At 69.0% G+C, this 13,400-nt stretch carries 13 protein-coding genes; 10 read left to right on the top strand and 3 right to left on the bottom strand.

Going from position 1 to position 13,400, the window contains the following annotated elements; translation table 11 throughout:
• The first annotated feature begins 184 nt into the window (after positions 1-184).
• From LVB87_RS07345 to LVB87_RS07325, 5 genes are all read left to right on the top strand, one after another.
• Positions 185-1,900: a glutamine--tRNA ligase/YqeY domain fusion protein gene (locus LVB87_RS07345; protein ID WP_232900508.1), complete on the top strand. Its 1,716-nt coding sequence runs from the start codon at positions 185-187 to the stop codon at positions 1,898-1,900.
• On the top strand, positions 1,897-2,193 hold the full coding sequence (locus LVB87_RS07340; RefSeq protein ID WP_232900272.1) for a hypothetical protein: 297 nt from the start codon (positions 1,897-1,899) through the stop codon (positions 2,191-2,193). Before LVB87_RS07345 ends, LVB87_RS07340 begins: the two co-directional genes overlap by 4 nt.
• Positions 2,193-2,768 carry a nucleoside deaminase gene (locus tag LVB87_RS07335; protein WP_232900270.1) on the top strand — a complete coding sequence of 192 codons (576 nt, stop codon included), beginning with the start codon at positions 2,193-2,195 and terminating at the stop codon, positions 2,766-2,768. Before LVB87_RS07340 ends, LVB87_RS07335 begins: the two co-directional genes overlap by 1 nt.
• 7 nt (positions 2,769-2,775) lie before the next feature.
• Positions 2,776-3,840 carry a 23S rRNA (cytidine(2498)-2'-O)-methyltransferase RlmM gene (gene rlmM, locus LVB87_RS07330; RefSeq protein ID WP_232900269.1) on the top strand — a complete coding sequence of 355 codons (1,065 nt, stop codon included), beginning with the start codon at positions 2,776-2,778 and terminating at the stop codon, positions 3,838-3,840.
• Positions 3,841-3,959: 119 nt separating this feature from the next.
• On the top strand, positions 3,960-4,469 hold the full coding sequence (locus LVB87_RS07325; RefSeq protein ID WP_232900267.1) for an EF-hand domain-containing protein: 510 nt from the start codon (positions 3,960-3,962) through the stop codon (positions 4,467-4,469).
• A gap of 51 nt (positions 4,470-4,520) precedes the next feature.
• On the opposite strand, the gene LVB87_RS07320 is transcribed toward LVB87_RS07325, so the two are convergent.
• The gene (locus LVB87_RS07320) at positions 4,521-5,714 is read right to left on the bottom strand and encodes an FAD-dependent oxidoreductase (RefSeq protein ID WP_232900265.1); all 1,194 of its coding nucleotides are present in this window, start codon (positions 5,712-5,714) and stop codon (positions 4,521-4,523) included.
• Complete coding sequence (ubiH, locus tag LVB87_RS07315) at positions 5,711-6,919, bottom strand: 2-octaprenyl-6-methoxyphenyl hydroxylase (protein ID WP_232900264.1); 1,209 nt, start codon at positions 6,917-6,919, stop codon at positions 5,711-5,713. Before ubiH ends, LVB87_RS07320 begins: the two co-directional genes overlap by 4 nt.
• A 73-nt stretch (positions 6,920-6,992) precedes the next feature.
• Between ubiH and LVB87_RS07310 the strand changes: the two genes are divergently transcribed.
• The 3 genes from LVB87_RS07310 to LVB87_RS07300 are packed head-to-tail and all read left to right on the top strand — an operon-like array spanning position 6,993 to position 9,068.
• Positions 6,993-7,559 (top strand): DUF6580 family putative transport protein, encoded by a 567-nt coding sequence (locus tag LVB87_RS07310; RefSeq protein WP_232900262.1) that lies wholly within the window; start codon positions 6,993-6,995, stop codon positions 7,557-7,559.
• On the top strand, positions 7,559-8,122 hold the full coding sequence (locus LVB87_RS07305; RefSeq protein WP_232900261.1) for a cob(I)yrinic acid a,c-diamide adenosyltransferase: 564 nt from the start codon (positions 7,559-7,561) through the stop codon (positions 8,120-8,122). The genes LVB87_RS07310 and LVB87_RS07305 overlap by 1 nt, the downstream gene beginning before the upstream one ends.
• Positions 8,123-8,153: 31 nt before the next feature.
• On the top strand, positions 8,154-9,068 hold the full coding sequence (locus tag LVB87_RS07300; RefSeq protein ID WP_232900260.1) for a histone deacetylase family protein: 915 nt from the start codon (positions 8,154-8,156) through the stop codon (positions 9,066-9,068).
• 3 nt (positions 9,069-9,071) lie between these two features.
• Here LVB87_RS07300 and msrB read toward each other — a convergent pair whose 3' ends face one another.
• Positions 9,072-9,512 carry a peptide-methionine (R)-S-oxide reductase MsrB gene (gene msrB, locus LVB87_RS07295; RefSeq protein ID WP_232900258.1) on the bottom strand — a complete coding sequence of 147 codons (441 nt, stop codon included), beginning with the start codon at positions 9,510-9,512 and terminating at the stop codon, positions 9,072-9,074.
• A 151-nt stretch (positions 9,513-9,663) separates the two neighbouring features.
• Here msrB and lptD point away from each other — a divergent pair, with 151 nt between their 5' ends.
• Together lptD and LVB87_RS07285 are read left to right on the top strand one after the other, a co-directional pair.
• Positions 9,664-12,000: an LPS-assembly protein LptD gene (gene lptD / locus LVB87_RS07290; RefSeq protein ID WP_232900256.1), complete on the top strand. Its 2,337-nt coding sequence runs from the start codon at positions 9,664-9,666 to the stop codon at positions 11,998-12,000.
• A gap of 5 nt (positions 12,001-12,005) precedes the next feature.
• A complete protein-coding gene (locus LVB87_RS07285) occupies positions 12,006-13,400 on the top strand; it encodes a peptidylprolyl isomerase (protein ID WP_232900507.1) in 1,395 nt (464 codons plus the stop codon).

Raw genomic sequence — 13,400 nt, 5'->3', positions numbered from 1 at the left:
CCGTGGTTTGCGTCCCCTGCGTGCCGTGCTCTACGTCACGTGACGCAACTTCCATGCCATCCATTACGGAATCCGGCGCCTGCACAGGCCGCTCGGCTAAACTCGCGTCCCGCCTGTGGCTTTCCCCCGAAGCGTCGTGTCCATCGAGACCCCCACCCCGGCCGAAACGGCCGCCGAGACCGCCCTGCGGCCCGCCACCCAGGACTTCATCCGCCAGATCGTCCGCGACGACCTCGCGGCCGGCCGCCATGCGTCCATCAAGACGCGCTTCCCGCCCGAGCCCAACGGCTACCTGCACCTCGGGCATACGCGTGCGATCTGGACCGACTTCGGCATCGCCGCCGAGTTCGGCGGCGTGTGCAACCTGCGCCTGGACGACACCAACCCGGCGAAGGAAGACCCCGAGTACGTCGCCGCCATCCAGGACGACGTGCGCTGGCTTGGCTACGAATGGCACGACCTGCGCCACGCCTCGGACTACTTCGAGGTGTTCTACCTCGCGGCCGAGAAGCTCATTCGCCAGGGCGACGCCTTCGTGTGCGACCTCACCGCCGAACAGGTGCGCGAATACCGCGGCACGCTGACCGAACCGGGCCGCAACTCGCCGTTCCGCAACCGCAGCGTCGAGGAGAACCTCGACCTGTTCCACCGCATGCGCCAGGGTGAGTTCCCCGACGGCGCGCGCACGCTGCGCGCGAAGATCGACATGGCCAGCGGCAACATCAACCTGCGCGACCCCGCGCTGTACCGCATCAAGCACGTGGCGCACCAGAACACGGGCGACGCGTGGCCGATCTACCCGATGTACGACTACGCGCACTCGCTGAGCGACGCGGTGGAAGGCATCACGCACTCGCTGTGCACGCTGGAGTTCGAGGACCACCGCCCGCTGTACGACTGGTGCGTGGACAAGGTCGATCTCGCGCGCCACCCGGAACTGATCGCGCCGCTGCTCGACAAAGGCCTGCCGTTCGAGGCGAGCAAGCCGCGCCAGATCGAGTTCTCACGCCTGAACCTCAACTACACCGTGATGAGCAAGCGCAAGCTGATGGCGCTGGTCAACGACGGCCTGGTCGATGGTTGGGACGATCCGCGCATGCCGAGCCTGCAGGGCATCCGCCGCCGTGGTTACACGCCTTCTGCGCTGAAGACCTTCGTGCAGCGCCTGGGCCTGTCGAAGCAGAACTCGCTGATCGACTTCTCGGTGCTCGAGAACACGCTGCGCGAAGACCTCGACGCGCACGCGCCGCGCCGCATGGCCGTGCTCGCGCCACTCAAGTTCGTGCTCACCAACCTCGACGAGAAGCACGAGGAGACGCTGCGCTTCGCGAACCATCCGAAGGACGAAGCGCAGGGCGAACGCAACATCCCGTTCTCGCGAGAGCTGTGGATCGAGCGCGACGATTTCGCCGAAGTCCCGCCGAAGGGCTGGAAGCGCCTGGTGCCGGGCGGCGAAGTGCGCCTGCGCGGCGCGGGCATCGTGCGTTGCGATGAGGTCGTCAAGGACGCGAACGGCGAGATCGTCGAACTCCGCGGCTGGCTCGATCCCGAATCGCGCCCCGGCATGGAAGGCGCCGACCGCAAGGTGAAGGGCACGATCCACTGGGTCAGCGCGCGCCACGCGGTGCCGGCCGAAGTGCGTTTGTACGATCGCCTCTTCAGCGTCGCCAATCCGGACAGCGAAGCGGAAGGCAAGACCTACCGCGATCATCTGAATCCCGATTCGCGCCAGGTCGTGCGCGCGTACGTGGAGCCGGCGGCCGCCGATGCCGTGCCCGAGCAGAGCTTCCAGTTCGAACGCCTCGGCTACTTCGTCGCCGATCGCAAGGACCATCGCAGCACCACGCCGGTGTTCAACCGCAGCGTGACCTTGCGCGATACGTGGAGCGCGAAGGCATGACCTTCGCCCGCGGCGCCTGTGCAATGCTGATCGCGTTCGCGCTGTCGGCCTGCGTGGGTGCCGCGCCGCAGGCGCCGGCTTCGACGAAACCGACGAAGCCGCTGCGCACCGGCGGGCCGTTGCCGCCGGAACGCGTCGAAGACCTGCGCTGCAAGGTGCAGTCGGACTGCAAGTCCAAGCGCGCCTGCGCCGGCGATGTCGAATGCCGCTGCGTCGAAGACAAGTGCGTGCAGTCCGTGCGCAATCCCGAACCGGTCACCGATCCGGTGCCGCCACCGCCGCCGGTGACCTGATGTTGTACGCGCAACTGCATCTCACATTGCCTGCCTGGGTGCACGACGCCGTCGACACCAGCCGCGCCTATACCGCGGACGAAGACAAGGTGCTGCTCGCGATCGACCTCTCGCGCCGCAACATCGACGCGCGCACGGGCGGCCCGTTCGGTGCCGCCGTGTTCGGTCCGGACGATCGCATCATCGCCGTGGGCGTGAACCGCGTCCTGCCGCATGCCTGCTCGCTCGCGCACGCCGAAACGATGGCCTACATGCTCGCGCAGCAACGCACGCAGCGTCCGCGCCTCAACGAATCGGCACCCGGCGAACGCGTCGGTCCGATCGTGATCGCCACGTCGGCGCAACCGTGCTGCCAGTGCTACGGCGCCACGTTCTGGGCGGGCGTCGATGCGTTGCTGATCGGCGCGCGCTCGGAAGACGTGATGCGCCTGACCGAATTCGACGAAGGCCCGCTGCCGCAGGACTGGGTGGGCGAACTCGAACGCCGCGGCATCGCCGTCACGCGCGACCTGCACCGCGACGCCGCCTGCGAGGTGTTGCGCGAATACGGCGCCGCCGGCGGCACGTTCTACTGAGCCCCGCTTGGAAGACGCACGCGCCAACGGATTGCTGTGCTATTGCCGCCCGGGATTCGAACCCGAGCTCGCCGCCGAACTCGGCGAACGCGCGGCGAACGCGGGCGACGCCGGCTGGGCGCGCGCCGAGCGCAACACCGGCTTCGTCCAGTTCTTCACCGGCCAAGGGCATGCGCTTGCACAAGCCCTGCCCTTGCGCGATCTGATTTTCGCGCGCCAGAAACTCCGCCTGCTCGCGGAGCTGCGCGGGCTCGATGCGAAGGACCGGATCACGCCGATCATTGCGGCCTTGTTCGAGCGCGCTGCATTCGGCGACCTGGTGGTCGAACATCCCGATTCGGATGAAGCGCGACCGCTCGCGGGCCTCGCGCGCAGTTTCGGCAACGCGTTGCGCCCGGCGCTGCGCAAGGCCGGCCTGCTCACGCCGACGGTCGACGCGGACCAGCCACGCCTGCACGTGTGCTTCCTCACCGGCGACCACGCCTTGCTCGCCACGGGCCATCCGCGCGATGCCTCACCTTGGCCTGCCGGCATTCCGCGCCTGCGCACCCCGCCCGATGCGCCCTCGCGTTCCGCGCTGAAACTCGACGAAGCGCTGCTCGTGCTGCTCACGCCAGACGAGCGTGCGCGCTGGCTGCAACCCGGCATGCGCGCGGCGGACCTCGGCGCCGCACCGGGCGGTTGGACGTGGGTGCTCGCACGCAACGGCTTGCACGTCACCGCGATCGACAACGGGCCGCTGCGCGAACACGTGCTCGATACGGGCCTGGTCGAACACCTGCGCGCCGATGGTTTCCGCTGGTCGCCGGCCAAACCGCTCGACTGGATGGTGTGCGACATGGTCGAGTCGCCCAAGCGCGTCGCATCGCGCATGGCGGAATGGTTCCGCGAAGGCTGGTGCCGCCACGCGATCTTCAACCTCAAGCTGCCGATGAAGAAGCGCTGGGACGAAACGCGCGACTGCCTGGCCTTGTTCGAAGCACAATCGCAGCGGCCGCTGCGCATCCGCGCCAAGCAGCTCTATCACGATCGCGAAGAGATCACGGTGTTCGCCATGGTCGCGCCGCACTGACGTGACGCTCACTTCCTTGAATCGCGCAAATCGGCGACGACGGACGGCACCGTGAATTGACGGTTGGTTGATGCCGGCGCTCCTACGGTCGGGACCTCCAATGGAGGGAGTGCCCTGACATGACCCATCGTTTCCCCACGGTTTCACCGCTCATGCGCGCGCTGGTCGCGACCGGCGCGTTGTTCGCGATGAGTGCTGCGTTCGCGCAGGATCCGTATTCGGCGACACCACAGCAGGCACCGCAGGCGCAGATGCCACCGACGCCTCCGACCCCGCCGACGCCCCCCGTTCCGCCGGAACCGCCGACGCCGATGCCGCCGGAACCGATGGCACCGATGGCACCGATGGCACCGATGGCCCCCATGCCGGCGCCGGAAGCCGCGCCCGCGACGAGTGCGATGCCCGCGAGCGCGCCGACGGGTGCCACCGTGCGTTCGGTGCCGCCGGATTCGATCTCGTCCAACTACCACATCGATTTCGATGCCCTGGACAAGAACCACGACGGCAGCCTCAGCCGCGCCGAAGTGAAGGCCAGCGGCAACGACGACCTGATGCGCGAGTTCAAGGCCGTGGACAACAACCACAACGGCCGGCTGTCCAAGGACGAATTGAAGGGCTGGATGGACTGATCGCCCGGGTGTCACCCGATGGGGTCGGTGCCTGGCGCCGGCCCCATCGTTCTATCGGCCAGCCGCATGCCGCCAGAGTGCATGCGCGAGCGGCGGCAGCTTGCCGGCCAAGCCGAGCAAGGGCCCTCGCAACAAGGTCGGCGCGACCGCATCGTTCGAGAACAATGCATTGATCGCGCTGAAGGCGTGTGCGTTCGTGGCGTTCTCGCTGCGTTGCGTGCGCGCCCAGCGCGCGATGCGTTGCGCGCTCGCGAAATCGGCGCGCCTGGCCTGCGCCTGCGTCACCGAAGCCACCAACGCAGCGACATCGCGCAAGCCCAGGTTCACGCCCTGCCCCGCCAGCGGATGCACGACGTGCGCCGCGTCGCCGAGCAGCAGCACGCGGCCCTTGGCATATTCGCGCGCGAGTTGCCGGCGCAGCGGGAACGCGACGCGATTGGACTGCAGCGTCAGCGCGCCCAGGCGCGACTCGAACGCGCGCGTCAGTTCGCCTTCGAATTCCGCGGCCGGCAACGCCAGCACGCGATCGGCCTCCGCATTTGGCAAGGTCCACACGATCGAGTTGAGGTGTTCGCCGCTCGCCCCTGCCGTGCACGGCAGGAAGGCGAGCGGGCCGGTCGGCAGGAAGCGTTGCCACGTCGTGTCTTCGTGCGGACGTTCGCTCGCGATGTAGGCGACCACGCCCTTCTGTTCGTAATCCGTGCGGTCGACTTCGATGCCCGCGAGTGCGCGCACGGCCGATTCCGCGCCATCGGCCGCGAGCACCAGGCGCGCGTCGAGCGACACGCCGTCCGACAAGCGCACGCGGACGCCATCGTCGGTGTGCTCGATCGCTTCGGCACGCACCGGTGCATGCACGCGCACGCCGGCGCGCGGCAGCGCATGCCAGAGGCGATCGACGAGCAAGCCGTGTTCGACGATCCAACCGAGTTCGCGGCGCGCGAGCGTGTCGGCGTCGAAACGCAGTTCGTCGCCGCCGGCGGCGTCCCACACGCGCATGTGGCGATAGGGTTGCGCGCGCGCATCGCGGATCGAAGGCCACGCACCGATGCGATCCAGCAGCGCCGCGTTGTCGGGCGCGAAGGCATACACGCGCAGGTCACGTTTTTCCGCATTCCACGGCGGCGGCACCTGCGCTTCGAGCAGCGCGACCTCCAACCCTTCCTTCGCCAACGCAAGCGCCGCGGCGCAACCGACGACGCCGCCTCCGACGACCAGCACGTCCAGCGGCTTGCGGCGGCTCATGCGTTCCCCCGGCATAGGCGCGGCACTTCGCCGCGATAGCCCAGCGCGCCGCCGACGAGTTGCGCGCGCAAGGCCGGCAAGCGTTCGATCGCGGCGAATCCCAGGCTGCGCAAGGGCCGCAGGCCTTCGCCGGCGTTGGCCGTCAGGCGCGCGAGGCCGCCGGAGAATTGCAGCGTGGCGTCGCGATCGTCGCGGCGTCGCCGTGCGTGTTCGGCGAGCAGTGCCGCGTCGCCCGGGTCGTCTGCGGCTTCGATCAACTCCGCGAGCGTCAACGCATCGCGCAGCCCGAGGTTGAAACCCTGCGCGCCGATCGGATGCAGCGTCTGCGCGGCATTGCCCACGAGCGCCGCGCGTTCGCCGACCAGCGCGCGCGCCACGACCTGGACGATCGGATACGCGCTGCGCGGCCCGCAGGCCACGAAACGGCCCACGCGCCAACCGAAGGCGTCCTGCACGCGCGCGAGGAAACCACGCTCGTCGAGCGCCGCCACTGCGTCGGCCTCGTCTCGCGCCACGCCATGCACGATGCCGAAATGCCCATCGCCGCGCGGCAGCAAAGCCGTGGGGCCGTGCGGGCCGAAACGTTCGTATGCGGTGCCGTCCGGCGCGCGCTCGGCGCGCAGGCGCGCGACGAAGAGCGTCTGCCCGAAGTCGTGTTCGTCCGCGCCGATGCCCAGCGCATCGCGCACGCCACTGCGGGTGCCGTCGGCGCCGACGAGCAGGCGCGCATCGATCCTGTGTTCGGCACCTTGCCCATCACGCAACTGCAGCGTGCGAACGCCGTCGCCCTGCGTCGCGCCTTCGAAGCGCATCGGCCGATAGCGCGTCACGCGCGTGCATTCGGACAGGCGCGCTTCGAGCGCTTCGCCGAAATCGCGCGCGACCACGACCTGGCCGAACTGTTCACGCCCATGCTCGGCCGCATCGAGCACGACGCGGCCGAAGTCGCCGGCACGGGTGACATGGATGCGACGGATCGGCCCGGCGGGGGCGCGTAGCTTCTGCAGCACGCCCAGGGCACGCAAGCCGTGCACGGTGGCTTCGGCGAAGCTGAGGTTGCGCTCGTCGAACACCGCGGGCAACGCGCCGGGCGGCGCGGCCTCGATCAGCGCGACGTCCCGCCCGATGCGGTCGAGCGCGATCGCAAGGCTGGCGCCGACGAGGCCGCCCCCGATGATCGCGACGTCGTGTCGTGGCTGCTGCATGCGTGATGACCAGGCCGGGGAGACGGGTGGAGTATGCTAGCGGCCCGCTCGACCTGATGCCCCTTTTGCCCACATGAAGCCCGCCTCGCCCTTCGCGCCCGGTCCGCTGGCCCTCGCCGGCCTCATCGTCCTCGCCGCGCTCACGCGCCTGTTGCCGCATCCGCCGAATTTCTCGCCGGTGGAGGCCATCGCGCTGTTCGGCGGCGCGTATTTCGCCTCGCGCGCCTGGGCGCTGGTCGTCCCGCTGGTCGGCATGTTCGTTTCGGACATGGTGCTCGGGGTCGTCAACGGCGGCACCTACTTCGAGTACTTCACGCACGCCAGCTTCTGGCTGGTCTACGCGTGCATCGCGCTGTCGACGCTGCTGGGCTTCAACCTGCGCGGCCGCGTCACCGGCGCGCGCGTGCTGGGTTACTCGCTCGCAGGCTCGGTGCTGTTCTTCCTGGTCACCAACTTCGGCACCTGGGCGACCGGCACGATGTATCCGCACAACGCGCAGGGCCTGATGGCGGCGTACGTGGCGGGCATCCCGTTCTTCCAGTGGACGGTGCTGGGCACGCTGTTCTATTCGGCGGTGCTGTTCGGCGGCTTCGCGCTGCTCCGTCGCAACGTGCCGGCCCTGCGCGCCCAGACGGTCTGATGGGCAACCGCCTCAGCCGGATCTATACGAAGACCGGCGACGACGGGACGACAGGTCTCGGCGACGGGACGCGCGTGGCGAAGGATTCGGCGCGCGTGTCGGCCTACGGCACCGTCGACGAGGCGAACTCCGCGATCGGCCTGTTGCTCGCCACCCCGCTGCCCGGCCCGCAGGCCGACGCGATCGCGACGCTGCTGACGACGATCCAGCACCAGTTGTTCGACCTTGGCGGGGAGCTCTGCATCCCCGGCCATGCCGCGATCCAGGACACCGACGTCACCGCGCTCGAAGCGCAGCTGGACGCGTTCAACGATCCGTTGCCGCCGCTGAAGGATTTCATCCTCCCCGGCGGTGGCGAGGCCGCGGCGCGCTGCCACCTGGCGCGCACCATCGTGCGCCGCGCCGAACGCGAAACGGTGACGCTCTCGCACCACGACTCGGTGCGCCCCGAAGCGATCCGCTACCTCAACCGCCTCTCCGACCTGTTGTTCGTGCTCGCGCGCGTGCTCGCCCGCGATTCGGGCAACGGCGAAGTGTTGTGGAAGCACGAGCGGCGCAAGTAATCCGTCGGAGAGACACAAGGAGCAGGCCCGCATGGAATTCTGGTCCCACGACGCCTGCCTCCTGCACGACACCGGCCCCGGCCATCCCGAACGTCCCGAGCGCCTGATCGCCGTCTGCGAAGCCTTGCGCGACGCCTTCCCCGACGTGCCTTGGCGCGAAGCCCCGCGCGCCACGCGCGGCCAGTTGCTGCGCGTGCACGATGCAAGCCTGCTCGCCACCGTGCTCGACACGCACTCGCCGAACCGCGTGCACGTGGATGCCGACACGGTGCTCTCGCCTGCCTCGGCCGAAGCCGCCCTGCGCGCCGCAGGCGCCGCGGTCGCAGCGACCGAAGCGGTGCTGCACGGGCGCACGCAGCGCGCCTTCTGCGCGGTGCGCCCGCCGGGGCACCACGCCACGCGCGACATCGCGATGGGCTTCTGCCTGTTCGACAGCATCGCGGTCGCGGCCGCGCACGCCTGCGACGAAGGCGGGCTCGAACGCGTGGCCATCGTCGATTTCGACGTGCACCACGGCAACGGCACGCAGGCGATCTTCGAACACGACCCGCGCGTGCTGTTCCTCAGTTCGCACCAGTCGCCGCTGTATCCCGACACGGGCTATCCCGAGGAACGCGGCGACGGGAACATCCACAACGCGATGCTGCGGCCCGGCGCCGGCGGCGACGCCTTCCGTGCCACGTGGCGCGACGTGCTGCTGCCCGAACTCGACGCCTTCCGCCCGCAGCTCGTGCTGGTCTCCGCCGGGTTCGATGCGCATTGGCGCGACCCGCTGGCGCAACTGCAGCTGCAGGCCGAGGACTACGCGTGGGTCACCGACGAAATCGTCGCCATCGCCGAGCGCCACGCCCGGGGACGGATCGTGTCGATGCTCGAAGGCGGCTACGACCTGGACGCGTTGCGCGAATCCAGCGTCGCGCATGTCGCGGCGCTGATCGCGGACTGACGGTCAGCCGCCCCCGACTTCCGCCACCGGGTGGAAGTCCAGCGCCGCCGAATTGATGCAGTAGCGCAGGCCGGTCGGCGGCGGACCATCGGGGAAGACGTGCCCCAGGTGCGAGTCGCAACTGGCGCAGCGGATCTCGACGCGCCGCATGCCGTGGCTTTCGTCGACGTGCTCGGTCACGGCGCTGGGCGAGACCGGTTCGAAGTAACTCGGCCACCCGCTGCCCGAGTCGTACTTGGCGTCCGACAGGAACAGCGGCGTCCCGCAGGCGATGCAGGTGTACACGCCGTCGGCCTTGTGGTCCCAGTACTTGCCGGTGAACGCACGTTCGGTGGCCGAGCAACGGCAGATCGCGTACTGCTCGGGCGTCAGGTGCGCGCGCCATTCGGCGTCGCTCTTCCCCGCGGGATTGCCCTCGGGCGTCGGCATGGGGGTTTCGCGCATGGGGGGCCTCTTCGCTTTCCAACCCAGGCGCCTAGTGTGGCCGTCCCGCGCGAAAGGAGTGTTCAGGCCCGGTGAAACGCGCGCTCGCGTTGCCGGTGCGGGCCCCTTTCCGGCATCCTGCCGGCCATTGATTGCCGACCCGGACGTCCGCGTGCGCACAGCACTCCGCCTCACCCCCCTGGCCTTGTGCATCGGTCTGTCGCTCTCGGCGCACGCGCAGAGCATGCCGGACGACTTCAGCCTGTGCCCCGTCACGGACGCGATCCCGCCTTTCCACGACGCCCCCGCCAACGGCCTGCACCCCGGCGACCGCGCGACGCAGCCGACCGACATCGAAGGCGACACGCTCTCGGGCACGGACGTCGCGCCGCAGTTCGAAGGCAACGTCGCGCTCAATCGCGGCGACCAGTTCCTCGGCGCGGACAAGCTCGTCTACGACAGCGAGAAGCAGACCTACGTCGCCGACGGCAACATCCGTTACCAGGACACCAGCATGCGGCTGATCGCCAAGCATGCGCAGGGCAACCAGGGCACGGACGAACACGAGATCGACGACCTCAAGTACCAGCTCGTCTCGCGACGCGGCAACGGCGAGTCCGACCGCATCGAACTGCACGGCGCGCAGGGCGAGCTGCACGGCTCGACGTATTCCACATGCGATCCCAACGATCGCCGCTGGGAACTGCGGGCCAAGCGGATCGACGTGGATTCCGCCGAGGGCATGGCGGTGGCGCACAACGCGGTGCTCCACATCGGCAAGGTGCCGGTGTTGTACGTGCCGTGGTTCATGTTCCCCATCGACGATCGCCGCCGCACCGGCCTGCTGTTCCCGTCGCTGGCGTCGTCCAGCCGCAACGGCATCGACTACCGGCAGCCGATCTACCTCAACCTGGCGCCGAACTACGACATGACGCTGCACCCGCGCATCATGACGGACCGCGGCGAGATGCTCGGCGGCGAGTTCCGGTACCTCAACTTGCGCGGCCGCGGCACGTTCACCGCCGCGTACATGCCGCACGACGACCTGCGCGCCGACGAGCCCGGCTACGGCTCGCGCGGGCACTTCTCGTACAACGCATTCCAGAACCTCAGCCGCAACTGGCAGGCGCGCGCGAACCTGATCCACATCAGCGACACGCGCTACTTCGAAGACTTCAACAACAGCATCAACGGCATCGCGATGTACAACGCGTACAGCATCGCGAGCCTCAACGGACGAGGCCACGGCTGGAGCGCGATCTTCAGCGCCGACCACAACCAGCTCGCCGACTACACGCTGACCGAGCGCAGCCTGCCCTTCGACCGCGTCCCGCGCGCCGCCGCGAGCTGGGAAGGCGCGTGGGGCAAGTGGTTCGCCGCCGGCGTGGACGGCGAAGCGGTGCGGTTCCACAAGAACGAAGCGGTCGTCGATCCGGTGACGCGCCAGACCCTGGCCTCCGGCGGCAACCGCCTGGACATCAAGCCGTGGATCTCGATGCCGCTGGAAGGCGCGAGCTGGTTCCTGCGACCCACGCTGGCCTACCGCTACACGACCTACCAGGTCGACCAGGAACTCGTGCGGCTCGCGGGCGTGGAGAAATCGCCCACGCGCGCCGTGCCCATCGCCAGCGTCGATGCCGGCCTGTATTTCGACCGCGCCGCGTCGTTGGGCGGCAGGTCCTACCTGCAGACGCTCGAGCCGCGCGTGTTCTACCTGTACTCGCCGTACCGCGACCAGAGCCGGTTCCCGGTCTTCGACACCAGCGCCCTCACGTTCAGCTGGGGCCAGCTGTTCCGCGACAACCGCTATTCCGGCGCCGACCGCCAGGCCGACGCCAACCAGCTCACGCTGGCGCTCACCACGCGCCTGCTGCGCGAGTCCGACGGCCGCGAACGCCTGTCGGCCAGCATCGGCCAGATCCGCTATTTCGACGATTCGCTGGTGACCCTGCCGCGCGAGTTGCCGATCGAACAGGGCCGCTCGGCGTGGGTGGCCGACGCTTCCTGGGCACCGAGCGACCGCTGGACCGTCGGCGCCTCCTACCAGTGGAACCCCAAGCTGCGCGAAAAGGACCTGGTCAGCCTGCGCGGCCGGTACCTGATGCCCAACGACGGCATCGTCAACCTCACCTACCGTTTCCGCCGCGATGTGTCCGAACAGGCGGACTTCAGTTTCCTGTATCCGGTCAACGACTCCTGGAGCGTGGTCGGCCGGCACTACTACTCGATCATGGACTCCAAGCCCCTCGAGCAGATCCTGGGCGTCCAGTGGGACAGCTGTTGCATCGCCATTCGGCTTGTCGGGCGCCGGTACGTGGAGAATCGCGAGGGGAACTTGAGTCGCGGCATCCTGCTCGAAATCGAACTCAAGGGGCTCGGCTCCGCCGGCCAGGACACGCGCAAGACGCTGCGGCGGTCCATCCTTGGCTACAATCGTGGCGATCTTTACCTGGTGCCGCCGGAACAGACCACGGGCCAGCCCCCAACGGATCCGGATACCCAGCTATGACCCCAATGTTTCGCAATGCCGGCCGCCGCGCTGCCGGCGGACTCGCTGCCGTCCTCCTCATCGCGTCGCTCGCCGCGCCGCTGGCGGCGATCGCGCAGGCCCTCACCCCGATCGACCGTCCGGTCGCCATCGTCGACGAAGACGTGGTGCTGCAGAGCGAGCTGGATGCGGCGATCGCCAACATCCGCGGCCAGTACGCCAGCCGCCCCGACCAGCTGCCGCCGGAAGACGTGCTGAAGAAGCAGGTGCTCGAGCGCCTGATCCTCAACAAGCTGCAGGTCGCGCGCGCCGAATCCAGCGGCATCAAGGCCACCGACCAGGACGTCGACGCCGCGATCGACCGCATCGCGCAGGGCAACAACCTCACGCAGGACCAGCTGCGCGCGCAGGTCGCCCAGACCGGCCAGAGCTGGGACAGCTTCCGTCGCTCGATCCGCGACGAAATGATGATCCAGCAGATGCGCCAGAGCTACGCGCAGGGCCGCATCCAGGTCAGCGACTCGGAAGTCGACGCTGCCCTCGCCTCGCAGGCCAACAACACGCAGTACCACCTCGCCAACCTGCTCGTCGGCCTGCCCGACGGCGCCACCGCGGACCAGATCGCGACCGGCGAAAAGAAGATCGAAGGCGTGAAGGCGCTGATCGACAAGGGCGAGATGGATTTCGCCGCCGCGGCCGTGCGTTATTCCGACGCGCAGAACGCGCTGGAAGGCGGCGACCTGGGCTGGCGCGGCCTCGACGAAATCCCGCCGACCTTCGCCAACGTGATCCGCACGATGGAAGCCGGCCAGGTGATCGGCCCGATCCGCGGCCCGAGCGGTTTCCAGCTGGTGAAGCTGATCGAAATGCGCGAAGCCGGCGCCGAAGCGGCGCAGATCACCGAATTCCACGCGCGCCACATCCTCGCGCGCGTCGACGACAAGCATCCCGAAGCCGCAGCGCGCGCCAAGATCGACACGCTGGCCGCCCGTCTGGCCGGCGGCGCGGATTTCGAAGCGCTCGCCAAGTCCGACTCGGAAGACGAGAACACGCAGTCCGAAGGCGGCGACCTCGGCTGGTTCCCGTCGGATCGCTTCGGCACCAACTTCGGCAGCCAGGTCGCTGCGCTCGCCGACAACGGCATCTCCAAGCCCTTCCGTACCGACGCGGGCTGGCACATCGTGCAGCGTCTCGGTGCACGCCAGGCCGAAGGCGACAGCAGCCGCCGCACGGCGATGCGCGAAGCCATCGGCCGCCGCAAGCTCGAAGACGAATACAACCGCTTCCTGCGCGAAATGCGTGGCGAGGCGTTCGTCGAACTTCGCGATGCGTCGGGCAAGGCGGAACCTGCGGCGGCCCCGGCCGCGCCGGCCGCCGAACAGCCCGCGCCTCCGCCGCCGCCCGCGAAATCCGGCGGCTGA

The sequence above is a fragment of the Lysobacter sp. KIS68-7 genome, from assembly GCF_021284745.1.
Lineage (GTDB): Bacteria > Pseudomonadota > Gammaproteobacteria > Xanthomonadales > Xanthomonadaceae > Noviluteimonas.
The sequence above is the reverse complement of the archived record's forward strand: the minus strand, read 5'-3'. Positions and strand labels throughout refer to the sequence as shown.